13 protein-coding genes are annotated in these 13,441 nt (G+C 42.1%); 11 read left to right on the top strand and 2 right to left on the bottom strand.

The annotated features are described in order from the left end of the window. Position 1 precedes the first annotated feature (1 nt). From CQA49_RS07050 to CQA49_RS07075, 6 genes are read left to right on the top strand one after another with little or no spacing between them, the layout of a single operon-like run. The gene (locus tag CQA49_RS07050; protein ID WP_115575263.1) at positions 2-1,474 is read left to right on the top strand and encodes a UDP-N-acetylmuramoyl-tripeptide--D-alanyl-D-alanine ligase; all 1,473 of its coding nucleotides are present in this window, start codon (positions 2-4) and stop codon (positions 1,472-1,474) included. A gap of 17 nt (positions 1,475-1,491) precedes the next feature. Further along, on the top strand, positions 1,492-2,520 hold the full coding sequence (argC, locus tag CQA49_RS07055; RefSeq protein WP_115575264.1) for an N-acetyl-gamma-glutamyl-phosphate reductase: 1,029 nt from the start codon (positions 1,492-1,494) through the stop codon (positions 2,518-2,520). Between the two features lie 54 nt (positions 2,521-2,574). After that, a complete protein-coding gene (locus tag CQA49_RS07060) occupies positions 2,575-3,306 on the top strand; it encodes a metallophosphoesterase (RefSeq protein ID WP_115575265.1) in 732 nt (243 codons plus the stop codon). A gap of 41 nt (positions 3,307-3,347) precedes the next feature. Next, positions 3,348-4,298: a chemotaxis protein CheV gene (locus CQA49_RS07065; RefSeq protein ID WP_115575266.1), complete on the top strand. Its 951-nt coding sequence runs from the start codon at positions 3,348-3,350 to the stop codon at positions 4,296-4,298. A gap of 57 nt (positions 4,299-4,355) precedes the next feature. Then, complete coding sequence (locus CQA49_RS07070) at positions 4,356-6,797, top strand: chemotaxis protein CheW (RefSeq protein WP_115575267.1); 2,442 nt, start codon at positions 4,356-4,358, stop codon at positions 6,795-6,797. Positions 6,798-6,801: 4 nt separating this feature from the next. After that, the gene (locus tag CQA49_RS07075) at positions 6,802-7,302 is read left to right on the top strand and encodes a chemotaxis protein CheW (RefSeq protein WP_115575268.1); all 501 of its coding nucleotides are present in this window, start codon (positions 6,802-6,804) and stop codon (positions 7,300-7,302) included. A 162-nt stretch (positions 7,303-7,464) separates the two neighbouring features. On the opposite strand, the gene CQA49_RS07080 is transcribed toward CQA49_RS07075, so the two are convergent. Beyond that, positions 7,465-7,926, bottom strand: coding sequence for a DUF3972 domain-containing protein (locus CQA49_RS07080; protein ID WP_258864255.1), 462 nt, complete (start codon positions 7,924-7,926; stop codon positions 7,465-7,467). A gap of 169 nt (positions 7,927-8,095) precedes the next feature. After that, positions 8,096-8,590, bottom strand: coding sequence for a 5-(carboxyamino)imidazole ribonucleotide mutase (gene purE, locus CQA49_RS07085; RefSeq protein WP_115575270.1), 495 nt, complete (start codon positions 8,588-8,590; stop codon positions 8,096-8,098). A gap of 267 nt (positions 8,591-8,857) precedes the next feature. Between purE and rpsB the strand changes: the two genes are divergently transcribed. The 5 genes from rpsB to CQA49_RS07110 all read left to right on the top strand — a co-directional run bounded on the left by rpsB (position 8,858) and on the right by CQA49_RS07110 (position 13,336). Next, entirely contained in the window at positions 8,858-9,634 is a 777-nt protein-coding gene (gene rpsB, locus CQA49_RS07090) for a 30S ribosomal protein S2 (RefSeq protein ID WP_115575271.1), read from the top strand. Further along, positions 9,634-10,701: a translation elongation factor Ts gene (tsf, locus tag CQA49_RS07095; RefSeq protein ID WP_115575272.1), complete on the top strand. Its 1,068-nt coding sequence runs from the start codon at positions 9,634-9,636 to the stop codon at positions 10,699-10,701. Before rpsB ends, tsf begins: the two co-directional genes overlap by 1 nt. 141 nt (positions 10,702-10,842) lie before the next feature. Continuing rightward, the gene (locus CQA49_RS07100) at positions 10,843-11,679 is read left to right on the top strand and encodes a hypothetical protein (protein ID WP_115575273.1); all 837 of its coding nucleotides are present in this window, start codon (positions 10,843-10,845) and stop codon (positions 11,677-11,679) included. Positions 11,680-11,765: 86 nt separating this feature from the next. Then, complete coding sequence (locus tag CQA49_RS07105) at positions 11,766-12,926, top strand: cation:proton antiporter (RefSeq protein WP_115575274.1); 1,161 nt, start codon at positions 11,766-11,768, stop codon at positions 12,924-12,926. 86 nt (positions 12,927-13,012) lie between these two features. Continuing rightward, on the top strand, positions 13,013-13,336 hold the full coding sequence (locus CQA49_RS07110; protein ID WP_115575275.1) for a histidine triad nucleotide-binding protein: 324 nt from the start codon (positions 13,013-13,015) through the stop codon (positions 13,334-13,336). Positions 13,337-13,441 lie beyond the last annotated feature (105 nt).

The raw sequence follows: 13,441 nt of genomic DNA on the forward strand, positions 1-13,441 counted from the left end.
AATGAATATACAAGATTTTCTAGGCATTATCACGCGATTTTTACTAGTTTTTGAGTTTGCGTATTATCTTATCACGCTGCTGCAGTGGTATAACTATAGCTTTTATAGAATCCTTTTCATGCATCATAAATTTATGTGGCATATTTGGTATTTTGTTTTGCCATTGTTGGTGTTTGTCGCGCTGTATTTGTTAGATTTTGAGGAATACGCCATTATCATCGCGCTGGTGCTTTTAGTCGCGCTTATTTTTTGGCGACTTAAGCAAGATAAGCCACTGAAATTTACAAGGCGCGTTTGGCGCTTTTTTGCGCTCACACTTACTTTTGTGCTTTTAGATGAGGTGCTTACACTTGTTTTTGATGTGGATAATGTTTTTATGCATATTTTGCCACTCGTTTTTGCCTTAGTGATTTCTCATGTGTATGAAGCGGTGCTTTTGAAGCAATACATACAAATTGCAAAAGATAAGCTTGATTGCATGAGCAGGCTTACTATTGTAAGCATTACTGCAAGTTTTGGTAAAACAAGCATCAAAAACTATCTCGCGCAAATCTTAAGCACGCATTTTAGCGTCTATGCCACGCCTAGAAGTGTGAATACTCTGCGCGGGATTGTGGCTGATGTGAATGAAAAGCTTGAATACAGCACAGATATTTACATCACTGAAGCAGGCGCGCGACTAAAGGGCGATATTGATGAAATCGCGCAGTTTTTAAATCCGCAATATGCCGTCATTGGCGAAGTTGGCGCGCAACATTTGGAGTATTTTAAAACGCTAGAAAATATCACAAATACAAAGTTTGAATTGCTTAATTCTAACCGCTTGAAAAAAGCCTTTGTTTTCAAAGAAAATGCCCTACCAAAAGAGCTAGATTCTGACAAAAAAGCGCTTTTATCTTTCTACCCAACGGCGTGTAGGAATATCAACGCTACGCTGGAAGGCACGAGCTTTGAGCTAAAAATTGCTGGTGAATGGTATGCGTTTCAAACGCAGATTTTGGGTGCATTTAATGTCTATAATATCGCAGCGGCGGTAAGTGTCGCGCTTGAGCTTGGGATAAAGATACAAGATATTATTAACGCTGTGGCGCGCTTTGAGCCTACTGCGCATAGATTGCAAAAAATCATCACAAATCAAAAAGTCATTTTAGATGATAGCTTTAATGGGAACCTTAAAGGCATGCTTGAATCTGTGCGCCTTGCCTCGCTCTATCCCGGGCGCAAGGTTATCATCACACCCGGAATCGTAGAATCTACGCGCGAGGCAAATATCGAGCTGGCACAAAGCATTGACAAGGTTTTTGATATCGTCATTATCACAGGCGCGCTGAATGCAAGCATTTTCCGCGAAAACATAAAAAACGCGCAAAAGATTTTCTTGCAAACTAAAGATTCTCTAGAATCTATGCTAAAAGCTTGCACGCAGCCAAATGATTTGATTCTCTTTAGCAATGATGCGCCGAGCTTTATTTGAGGCTAAAAGGAAAGAGTATGCAAAAAGTTGGAATCATCGGTGTGAGTGGCTACACAGGCGCGGAATTAGTGAGAATCTTGCATTCTCACCCAAGGTTTGAAATCGCCTATCTTGCAAACACGCAAGGAGGCGTGAAGCTTTGTGAAATCCACCCGCAGTTTTTTGGAATCTTAGATAATGAAGTGCAAAAAGCTGATGTCAAGCAAGCTTGCCAAAAATGCGATGTTCTCTTCCTCGCGCTTCCGCATAAAAGCGCGATGGAGTTTGTCAAGGAAATGCATGAGCGCGTAGATTCTGAAAAAATCCCAAAAATCATAGATTTATCCGCGGATTATCGCTTGAATCTAGCGCATTATGAGCGCACATACTGCGCGCATGTGGATAAGAAAAATCTAAAAAGCGCGGTGTATGGACTGCCAGAATATGCGCGCGATTCTATCAAATGCGCTAAACTTGTCGCAAATCCGGGCTGTTACCCAACAGCAAGCCTTTTGGCGTTATTGCCATTTTTGCCCTATATCCAAAAAGAAGGGATTTTCATTGATGCAAAAAGTGGCGTAAGTGGCGCGGGCAAGAAGCTAACTGATGATACGCATTTCCCAAGTATTAATGAAAATCTTTTCGCCTACGCGCCCTTGTCTCATCGTCATCAAATTGAGATTGAGGAGAAATGCGCGGAGTTTGGGGGGATTGAAAATTTGCAAGTGCATTTTGTCCCGCATTTAAGCCCGCTTACGCGCGGAATGCTTGCAAGTGTGTTTGCAACGCTTAAAAGCGAAGTGAGCGAGGATTTTGATCCATTAGAAATTTTGCGCGCGCATTACAAAGAGAGCCAATTTGTGAGAATCTGCACCACGCCGCCGCGCATTAGCAATGTGCGCGGAAGCAATATGTGCGATATTTTTGCGCTTAAACGCGGGCGTGGGCTTTTTATTAGCAGTGCGATTGATAATCTTTTGCGTGGTGCAAGCTCGCAAGCAGTGGTAAATGCGAACTTAATGTGTGGTTTTGATGAGGATTGCGGGATACCAAAAGTGGGAATCTAGCGCGCTAGCGTGATTGTGGTGTGGGCGTGAATGTAGCGTAGGTTGCGGGTTTTAATGATGGAAAAAATACTTATCGCAAATGACGCGCTTTTTGTGGCAGATTCTCACTGGGGAGGCAATAGCGCGCATGCAAAAAGTTCAAGCCAAGCACTTTTAACATTGCTAAATTCCACAAATGCTTCGCAGGTGTTTTTGATGGGCGATATCGCGCAGGTTTTGGTGGGGAATCTTAAAAAAAGCACAGATTCTAACTGCGCGCTTTTGGAATCTGTGCGCGCTTTGAGTGAGCGCTCTGAGGTATTTTGGTTTGAAGGGAATCATGATTTTGGCTTGCGCTATTTGGATTTGCCAAATGTGCGTATTATCTCGCGCTCGCAACAGCCTTTGCTTGCGGAGTTTCAAGGGAAAAGCGTGAGTTTGGCGCATGGGGATTTGTTTTTAAATTTCAAATATAAATTTTATATTGGCGCGCTAAATTCTAGTTTTGGGCTGTGGATTCTTAAAATTGCTGATATTTTGACAAATGGCAAGTTGTATGAGAATCTAGAGAAAAAAATCTTGCAAAAAAAAGTGCGAGATTTTGAGGCAGATTCACAAAAATGCGAGGAATTTTGCAAAAAAAGATTGCTTGCGTATGAAAAATTTTTTTCCAACAAACATTGCAAAATGCCAAAAATCATCATAGAAGGACACTTTCATTTAGATGCGAGATTCACAAAAGGAGAGATTTTGTATATTTGTTTGCCTTCTTTTTATATAAATGGAAGTATTTTTGCATTACAATAAGCGTTTTTAAAGTGAGCTAGATTTATTTTTTAGGAGTGAGAATGTCTCTAAACGAGAGAAAAGATCTTTCAAAAATCGCCACAAACGAAATGCAGCTCGTGGATTTTAGAATCTTTGAGATACGAGAGGAAGTCTATGAGGGCATTTATGGAATCAATGTCGCTAAGGTAGAAGGGATTGTCGAGTTTCCAAACCATATCTTTGACTTGCCCGCTGCGCCTGATTATGTGCTTGGGACTTTTGATTTGCGTGGTGAGATTGTGCCTTTGGTGGATTTAGCTACTTGGATGCGTGTGCAGGCTGATCCTAGCAAAAGCAAAAGTCGCAAAGTCATCGTAACGGTGTTTAATAACATTAAAATTGGCTTTGTAATCCACGAGGCGCGACGCATTAGGCGCATTAGTTGGAAAGATATTGAGGGCGCGGTTTTTGGCGGAGATGATAATCAAAGGGGCAAAATCACAGGCACCACGAGGATTGAAGATAATAAAACGCTACTTATTTTGGATTTAGAGGGTATTATTAATGATTTGAATTTCTACGATCCGATGAAAACACTGCTAAATGATGATGGAAGTAGAAAAGAGATTCCAAAATTTGAAGGAAAAGTGCTGATTTTAGATGATAGCCTTATTGCGCGCAAGCTTTTGCGCACTTCATTGCGCAATGTGGGCTTTGAGATTGTGGAAGCAATCGATGGTGAAGATGGGATTGAAAAGCTAGAAAAGCTTTATAGCGAGTATGGAGATAAGCTGCAAGATCATCTCAAACTCATTGTTTCAGATGTGGAAATGCCTAGAATGGACGGATTCCATTTTGCAGCGCAAGTAAAGCAAGATGCGAGGTTTTCTGGGATTCCAATTATCTTTAACTCTTCGATTTGTGATAAATTGAGCGAAGAGAAAGGTAAAGAGTTGGGAGCGGATGCATATTTGGTAAAATTTGACGCGGGATTATTTTATGATGAAATTTCTAGGATTTTATTGAAATAATTTGCTAAAATAGCCAAATTATTTAATTTTAAACTCTGTAAAAAGTGAGGTTTAGCAATGGATGATATGCAAGAGATAATGGAAGACTTCCTCATAGAGGCATTTGAGATGGTTGAACAGCTCGATCAGGACTTAGTCGAGCTTGAAAATAACCCAGAAGATTTAGAGCTTTTAAATAGAATCTTCCGCGTGGCGCACACGATTAAGGGATCTAGCTCGTTTTTAAATTTTGATATTCTTACAAGTTTGACGCATAATATGGAAGATGTTCTTAATAAAGCGCGCCGTGCAGAGCTAAAAATCACGCCGGATATTATGGATGTGGTGTTGCAGTCGGTGGATTTGATGAAAGCCTTGCTAAATGCGATTAGAGACAATGGCACGGACGCAAATAGCGGAATTGATATTGCCGATACGGTGAAAAGATTGCAAGCTATTTCTTCAGGTGGCGCTACACCAAGTGCAGAAAACGCGCAAGAAGCGCAATCTGCGCCAGCAACCCCAGCGCCACAATCCCAAACAGCGGAATCTTCAGCGCCCACAGCAAGTGCGGATTCTACAAATCCCCTTGCTGATGAGCCGGATTTAGATTATTCTTCAATGAGCGGGGAGCAAGTGGAGGCTGAAATCGAGCGCTTGCTAAAAAAACGCCAAGAAGCGGATAAAGCACGCAGAGAAGAGCTCAAAAAACAAGGTGTTACACAAGATATCCAAGCCCCACATGCGCCAAGCGAAGAACCTGCAAAAGCCCAGACGCCAAAGCCAGCTACTAGCACACCAGCTGCAGCTGCGCCAAAAGCTGCTGCAAGTGCGAGCGCTAAACCAGCGGGTATGAAAAAAGATGATGGCAACACACCAGCAACAAATGTGGAACAAACCGTGCGCGTGGATGTGCGCCGTTTGGATCACTTGATGAATCTCATCGGAGAGCTTGTGCTAGGTAAAAACCGCCTTATTAAAATTTATGGCGATGTGGAAGAGCGCTATGATGGGGAAAAATTCCTAGAAGAACTCAACCAAGTGGTTTCTAGCATTTCATCAATTACAACTGACTTGCAACTTGCAGTGATGAAAACGCGTATGCAACCTATCGGCAAGGTGTTTAATAAATTCCCACGCATGGTGCGCGACCTTTCTCGCGAGCTTAATAAGAGCATTGATCTTGTTATCACAGGGGAAGAGACAGAGCTTGATAAGTCCATCGTAGAGGAAATCGGCGATCCGCTAATCCACATTATTAGAAACTCTTGCGATCATGGTATAGAATCTCCAGAGGATAGAAAGCTCGCAGGCAAGCCAGCTACAGGCACCGTCCAGCTCAAAGCCTATAATGAAGGCAATCATATCGTGGTGGAAATCACAGATGATGGCAAGGGCTTAGATGCGCAAATGCTTAAGCAAAAAGCTGTGGAAAAAGGGCTTATTAGTGAGCGCGAAGCTGATGCTATGAGCGATAAAGAGGCGTTTAATATTATCTTTAAGCCCGGATTTTCAACCGCTAAGACAATTACCAATGTCTCTGGGCGTGGCGTGGGAATGGACGTGGTGAAATCCAATATCGAAAAGCTCAATGGTATCATTGAGATAGAATCTGAAAAGGGTGTGGGCACAACCCAAAAGCTCAAAATCCCGCTCACTCTTGCGATTATCCAAGCCTTGCTTGTGGCAGCACAAGAGGAATACTACGCTATTCCGCTTTCATCGGTTATTGAAACCGTGCGTATTAGTCAAGATGAAATTTATGCAGTCGATGGCAAGAGCGTGTTAAGGTTGCGCGATGAAGTGCTTTCACTCGTGCGTTTAGCGGATATTTTCAAGGTAGATTCTGTGTTAGAAGCAATGAATGAAGTGTATGTCGTCATCATCGGTTTGGCAGATCAGAAAATCGGCGTGATTGTGGATTACCTCATCGGACAAGAGGAAGTGGTGATTAAATCACTCGGTTACTATCTCAAAGGCACAGAAGGCATCGCTGGTGCGACTGTAAGGGGTGATGGTAGAATCACACTCATCGTTGATGTCGCGGGTATGATGGAAATGGCAAAACGCGTCAAAGTCAGCATTAATAAACTCATCGATGAAGCAGAAACGCAAAAAACAAAAAGTTCGCCGAGCGATTATGTTGTGCTTGCAATTGATGATAGCAACACCGATAGAGCGATTATGAAAAAATGCCTAAAAAGCCTCGGCGTCACCGTGCTAGAAGCTAGCAATGGGTTGGAGGGCTTAGATATCGTAAAAAATGGTGATAAGCAAATTGATGCGGTGCTTGTGGATATCGAAATGCCAAAAATGGACGGCTATACTTTCGCCTCTGAAGTGCGCAAATATAATAAATTTAAGAATCTGCCACTTATCGCCGTTACAAGTCGTAACAGCAAAACTGACAGAATGCGCGGGGTAGAATCTGGTATGACAGAATATATCACAAAGCCTTACACACCTGAATATCTCGCCAATGTCGTAAGACGCAATATCAACCTAAAAGAAGGGGAGTAGGATAATGAACGAGCAATTAAAAGAAGTTTTTGATAAGCAGCAAAATAAAAAGCCTACAGGCGAGGGCGTGGGCTTTGATGAAGAAACTTTGCAAGTGATTAGTTTTGATGTAGGGAGCGAAGAATTTGCTGTGCCAATTCTTAATGTAAAAGAGATTGTAAAGCCTATCGATTATACGCGTGTGCCCGGCACACCAAATTATGTAATGGGCGTGTTTAGCTTGCGCGGAAGCATATTTCCGCTTATTAACTTGCGCTTGCGCTTTGGGCTTTCAGCCATTAAACAAGACCAAGATACAAGATATTTAGTCGTGTATCATAAAGATGAAGTTGTGGGATTTGTGATTGACAAGCTCAATGAAGCTGTGCGCATCAATTACAGCGACATTGACCCAGTGCCAGATACGATAAGTGAGAGCGAAGAGCTTATGCAGGGCATCGGCAAGCGCGAAGATAGACTTATCACAATCCTAAGGGTTGAAAATCTCCTAAAAAGGGTGTTTTAAAGCTTCTTTTTAGCTTGCGCCCCTTCTTCCCGTTAGGGAAAATCCACTTTGTTTTTATTATTTTTTTGAAAATATTAGAATCTTTGCAAATTCCTTTGATTCTATTCTTAATTTATATTTTACTAGTGCAAAATTTAGGGCTATTTTTAATTTTTTTACACCTTATTTTCCGCTCATGTCCGACACTCTTCCCCACATAAGGCGATATTTGCGCTTCATAAATTCATTTTCCTCGCGTGCGCGCTCTAGCTCGGAGCGCAGGGTTTCCATCGTCTTTTTATCATCATCATAGACTTCTTGCATCGATACAAGCGCTTCTTTGAGGAAAGAATTTTCATTTTTATACGCGCTGATGGTTTCATCTTTCCCTGCGACTACCTTTTCATGCAGGCTCAAAATTGTTGAAATTGTCTTTTCCACAAAAAGCGGATCAAGTGCATTACCACTTGTATCTGAGCTAAGTAGGCTATATTCCACGCGTTTTACAAGTGCTGAAGTCCCGCTAGTGGCATCTATCAAAACCTTATCCCCTTCTTTTTTACTAAGGATACTTCCAGATTCTATAAGTGCTAGGACTTTTTCCTGTGGTAAGCCAGAGAGCTTTAAAAACTCTTCCAAACTCATCCAAGTTGCATTGCCTTTTGTCTCAAGTGGCGTGGGAGCAGTGGTGCTAGCTTGCGTATTTTGGGTGTTTTGTGGATTTGTGGGCGCGCTATTTTGTTGGGCAGTTTGCGGAGTTTGTGGGCTCTCTTGTGTGCTGGATTGCGCGCTAGATTCTGTATTTTGCATGGTGTTAAATCCTTACTTCCACTTCTGAAGAATCAAGCTCTACTTTTTTAGCCTTCATCACGCGATCTTGTATGAGTTTGCCCGCCAACTCGTCATTTTTAAGGCTCAAAATCTGCATCGCCAAATACGCCGCATTTATCGCGCCTGCTTTGCCAAGCGCAAGGGTGGCTACAGGAATGCTAGAAGGCATTTGCACCGTTGAAAGTAGAGAATCTAGCCCATCTAGCGCACCTCCAGCCAATGGCACACCAATCACAGGCTTGCAAGTGTGCGCCGCGATATTTCCTGCTAAGTGTGCTGCCATGCCAGCTGCTGCGATAAACACCTGCGCGCCACGCTCTTGCGCGTCGATGACATATTCTTGCGTGCGCGCAGGCGAGCGGTGGGCAGATGAGATGATGAGCTCAAAAGGCACTTGAAACTTCCGTAATACCTCCGCGCACTCATTCATCACGCTAAAATCACTCTTGCTTCCCATTATAATGCTGACAAAATCCATTTTCACAACTCCTAAAATCTGCTTGTTAATGCAAGTTAAGCAAATTTAATTCCGAAAAATCAATTCTGTAAAGAAAACTTTGCTTTGAGATTTTAACCATCACTTAAGCATTTGCGCGATAGAATTGCGCGCTTTTTTCTAAAGTTTTAGGCTAAAAGCTAAACAGCTCACACATACCAATCCTTGTGCGGTTGCGGATTCTCTGCTAAAAAGAGTTTGCGCTAATGGGTATGGAGGCAAAACCAAAACAAAGTAAAAGGAGACACAATGATTACGATGAAAGATTTGCTTGAGTGCGGCGTGCATTTCGGGCATCAGACAAGACGATGGAATCCAAAAATGGGACGCTTCATTTTTGGTGTGCGCAAAAATATTCACATTATTGACTTGCAAAAGACTTTGCGCTACTTTAAATACACTTACAATATCGTGCGCGAGGCGGCGAGTGAGGGCAAAACAATTATGTTTGTGGGTACCAAAAAGCAAGCAAGCGAGACAATCAAGCAATATGCGGAATCTATCAATATTCCTTATGTAAATTATCGCTGGCTAGGCGGTATGCTGACAAACTTTAGCACGATTAAAAAATCTGTGCGTAAGCTTGAGGTTATCGAGCAAATGGAAGAAAGCGGGCAAATCGACCTACTTACAAAGAAAGAAAAGCTCATGCTTATGCGTAAGAAAGAAAAACTCACAAAATACCTCGGCGGTGTGCGCCATATGAAAAAAGTCCCTGATATGATTTTTGTCATCGATGTGGTGAAAGAAAGAATCGCAGTCGCAGAAGCTAGAAGACTTGGAATCCCTGTAGTTGCGCCACTTGATACAAATTGCGATCCGGATAAAGTGGATTATCCAATTCCGGGAAATGATGATGCGATCCGCTCAATCCAGCTTTTCTGTAAGGAAATGGCGGAAGCGATACAAGAAGGACGCGCGCAAAATAAAGATAGCGGGCTTGAAGAAGCTATGCAAGAGCAAACCCCAGCGACAGAAGAAGAAAAGCAAGAAGTGCTAGCAGAACTACAAGAGGGAGAAAAATAATCATGGAGATTTCAGCACAATTAGTAAAAAAACTCCGCGATCTCACTGACGCGGGAATGATGGACTGCAAAAAGGCGCTTGTAGAGACAAAAGGCGAGATTGAAAAAGCAGTGGAATATTTGCGCGAAAAGGGCTTAAGCAAAGCTGCGAAAAAAGCCGATAGAATCGCAAGCGAAGGCGTTGTAAGCGTTGAAGTGGCAAGTGATTTTAGCAAAGCAAGTTTGCTTGAAATCAACTCTGAAACGGATTTTGTGGCAAAAAATGATACCTTCAAAGAGCTTGTGCAAAAAAGCGCAAAAATCGTGTTTGATAACGAGCTAAACGAAGTTTCAAGCCTTAACACAAGCGTGGTTGATGGCACAAAATTTGAAGAATATTTGCAACAAAATATCGCAAAAATTGGTGAAAACATCGTTATCCGCAGAATCGACACCATCAAGGTGCAAGGCAATGCCGTGGTAAATGGCTATGTGCATTCAAATGGGCGCGTTGGCGTGCTTATTGCAATCGCGTATAAAAAAGAAAGTTCAAAAGCAAAGGCTGCTGAGCTAGCGCGTAATTTCTGCATGCACGCAGCTGCGATGAAACCTCAAGTGCTTAGCTACACGGAGCTAGATTCTGAATTTATCAAGCAAGAAAAAGTCGCGCTTATCGCAGAGCTCACAAAGGAAAATGAAGAGCTACAAAGACTTGGCAAGCCATTGCATAAAATCCCTACTTATATCAGTCGTAGCGAGCTTACACCCGCAGTGTTGGAGCAAGCAAAAAAGGACTTTGAAGCAGAATTGCAAAAACAAGGCAAGCCTGAAAAAATTTGGGAAAAAATTATCCCCGGGCAAATTGAGCGCTTCATCGCGGATAATACGCTTATCGATCAGCGCCTAACTTTGCTAGGGCAGTTTTTTGTGATGGATGATAAAAAAACAATCGCGCAAGTGCTAGAAAATGTCGGCAAAGAGCTTGGCGATGAGCTTGAAATCACAAAATATGTGCGCTTTGAGTTGGGCGAAGGTATTGAGAAAAAAGTCGAAGATTTTGCTGCAGAAGTCGCAATGCAGATGAAATAATTTTACTCTTAAGATTTAACTTCTTTCAAATCCTTGCAATGGTGCAAAGTCGCGCTATTGTAAGGATTCTATACGCTTAATTTTTAAAACAAAAAATATTTATTAAATTTTTAGAATCCTTAAAACCTAAAAGGAGAGATTTTGTATTTAAGAGTGCTTGTGTGCGTAGCTTGTATGCTTTCTTTAACCTTTGGCACGCAAGAGCGCCCTACTTACAACAACACTTTGGGGCTTGGTTACCTGCACTCGCATATGCAAAATAATGATTTTTCTATCACTTCGCAAGGCGTGAGTTTGCATTATACTGCCAAAAATACCGCCTTTCAGGGATTCTATCAGCTTAATCTCACTCAAAGTAACCTCCACCCAAAAACCTCTCAAACGCCACAAAGCGCGCAAAATATCGGATTTTTTAGTGCCTTTGATCTTGCATTTTCACAAAGTGCGCTTGGCTATCATCTCATCGGCATTGAGGGCGGGGTAAATTTTGGAATCCCTTCCGTGCGCAAAAATCAATTTGATGAGCTAAGCCTTATGCTAAACCTTGATTATGGCTATGTTTTTGAGTTTGAAAATCTCGCGCTCTATCCCTATGTGAGAATCGAGCAGTATCTTTTTGTGCCATACAGGCATTTGTGGCGTTTTGGCGGGGCGGATTCTTTGCATGATCCAAATGATTATGGGCTAAATTTTTTTCTAGGTGGCAAGCTTTTAGGGCGTATAGAGACATTTAAATGGTGGCTCAATCTTGGCGCGATGAGCGATTTTAATCTCTCCGGCAATGGCGTTGGGATTTTGGGTGATCATTCAATCGTGTATGATAGAGATGGAATCTCAAATGGCTTGCTATGCGAGTTTGGCGCAGATGCGATAAATTACAAGCGCTTGAGCCTGCAAATGCGCTTTAGCGCCTCTTACGCGCTTTCTTATTATGAGCTTAATCTCAAAAGTTGGCTCGCACTTGCGCTTGATTTTTAGCACGCTTCAATTTTCCCCTTATGTTCCCTTTTGCTTTGGCAGGGTATAATGGCACGATTTATTACATTTTTTAAGGTTTGATATTTATGGAATTTCTTTTGCCATTTGCAATTGTTGCGATTCTCATCGTCCTTGCCACGCCTTTAAGCAATCTCACAAAGATTCCCATCGTTGTTGCAGAAATTTTGCTTGGCATTTTTGCGGGCTATTTTGGTCTTGTGAATCCGCATGATACTTACATAATGATTGTCGCAAATACGGGGCTTTTGTTTTTGATGTTTTTATGCGGTATGGAGGTGGATTTGAAAAACTTCCTTGCTATGGATAGGCAGTTTCTCTACCGCGCTGGGGCGTATTTTGTGATGCTGTATGGGCTTTCTGCGCTTTGTGTGGTGGTTTTGGCGTTGCCTATTATTTTCCTAGCGCTTTTGCCTGTGATGAGCTTAGGTATGATTATGGCGCTTATACGCGATTATGGCAAGGATAAACCATGGCTCAATCTCGCGCTAAAAATCGGAATCCTAGGCGAGGTGGTGAGCATCGCGGTGCTTATCACAATGGAAGGCGCGTATAAATACGGCTTTAATTGGCAGTTGGGTGAGAGCTTATTAATACTTTCTATTTTTTTAATCTGCGTGGTTGGTGTTTTTAAGCTTGCAAATATTTTGTTTTGGTGGTTTCCGAATCTAAAACTTTTGCTTCTCCCGCATGATGATACAAATTCTCAAGATATCCGCTTTGTGATTTTGCTTTTTGTGCTTTTTATCGTGCTAACTACTGCGCTCTCATTAGAAAAGGTGTTGGGCGCATTTATTGCAGGCGTTATCCTTGCGACTTATTTTAAATACAAACACACACTACCTGAAAAGCTCAATGACTTGGGCTTTGGATTCTTTGTGCCATTTTTCTTTATTTATGTTGGCACGACTATTGATATTCCTATCGTGGTGGAAAATCCGCATATTTTACTACACGCGCTCTATCTTGTGCTAGGTATGCTAAGTATTAGAATCTGCGCGGCAAGCGTGGTGTTTTTGCGCTATTTTAAGAATCTCAAACACACGCTACTTTTTGCGTTTAGCGATTGTATGCCGCTGACTTTTTTAGTCATTGTCGCAAGTATGGGGCAAAAATTTGGTGTGCTTAGCGATGCACTTTATATTTCGTGTATTTTTGGCGCGATTTTTGAAGGGATTTTCTTTAGCCTCATTATCAAGGGGCTTTTTAATCTTAAAAAAGAATTTTAAAGCAATATGCTATAATGCGCGCGTTTATTTCGTTTTTGACAAGGAAATAACACAATATAGGGAAATACAACGCAGGGAGAATCTCAATGAATGTATTTGAAAAAATCATCGCAGGCGAGTTACCATGCAAAAAGGTGCTAGAAAATGAGCATTTTTTGGCGTTTGAAGACATTAATCCAAAGGCGCGCGTGCATGTGCTTGCAATCCCAAAAAAAAGCGTGAAAGACTTTCAGAGCGCGGATTCTGAAACTTTGGCTGGATTAGGCGAGTTTATTAAAGAAGTGGCAAAGAAGCTTGGGATTGAAAAAAGCGGGTATAGGGTGATTAGCAATATCGGCGCAGATGGCGGGCAGGAAGTGCCACATTTGCATTTTCATATACTCGGCGGGGAAAAACTAGGGGGATTCTGATTCTTAAACCACCTCAAATACGCGATAGCATTAGAATCAAATGGTAGTGCCAAAGGCGCAACCACAAGAAGCGTTGTCGGGGGTGGGGGATTGATAAGGGGGAGG

Origin of the sequence: Helicobacter sp. MIT 00-7814 (genome assembly GCF_003364115.1) — a bacterium.
Lineage (GTDB): Bacteria > Campylobacterota > Campylobacteria > Campylobacterales > Helicobacteraceae > Helicobacter_F.

What these genes read in the sequence shown, in the direction of transcription:
- CQA49_RS07050 (WP_115575263.1), top strand. Translation starts at nt 2, where the DNA reads ATGAATATACAAGATTTTCTAGGCATTATCACGCGATTTTTACTAGTT.
- argC (WP_115575264.1), top strand. Translation starts at nt 1,492, where the DNA reads ATGCAAAAAGTTGGAATCATCGGTGTGAGTGGCTACACAGGCGCGGAA.
- CQA49_RS07060 (WP_115575265.1), top strand. Translation starts at nt 2,575, where the DNA reads ATGATGGAAAAAATACTTATCGCAAATGACGCGCTTTTTGTGGCAGAT.
- CQA49_RS07065 (WP_115575266.1), top strand. Translation starts at nt 3,348, where the DNA reads ATGTCTCTAAACGAGAGAAAAGATCTTTCAAAAATCGCCACAAACGAA.
- CQA49_RS07070 (WP_115575267.1), top strand. Translation starts at nt 4,356, where the DNA reads ATGGATGATATGCAAGAGATAATGGAAGACTTCCTCATAGAGGCATTT.
- CQA49_RS07075 (WP_115575268.1), top strand. Translation starts at nt 6,802, where the DNA reads ATGAACGAGCAATTAAAAGAAGTTTTTGATAAGCAGCAAAATAAAAAG.
- CQA49_RS07080 (WP_258864255.1), bottom strand. Translation starts at nt 7,926, where the DNA reads ATGAGTTTGGAAGAGTTTTTAAAGCTCTCTGGCTTACCACAGGAAAAA.
- purE (WP_115575270.1), bottom strand. Translation starts at nt 8,590, where the DNA reads ATGGATTTTGTCAGCATTATAATGGGAAGCAAGAGTGATTTTAGCGTG.
- rpsB (WP_115575271.1), top strand. Translation starts at nt 8,858, where the DNA reads ATGATTACGATGAAAGATTTGCTTGAGTGCGGCGTGCATTTCGGGCAT.
- CQA49_RS07105 (WP_115575274.1), top strand. Translation starts at nt 11,766, where the DNA reads ATGGAATTTCTTTTGCCATTTGCAATTGTTGCGATTCTCATCGTCCTT.
- CQA49_RS07110 (WP_115575275.1), top strand. Translation starts at nt 13,013, where the DNA reads ATGAATGTATTTGAAAAAATCATCGCAGGCGAGTTACCATGCAAAAAG.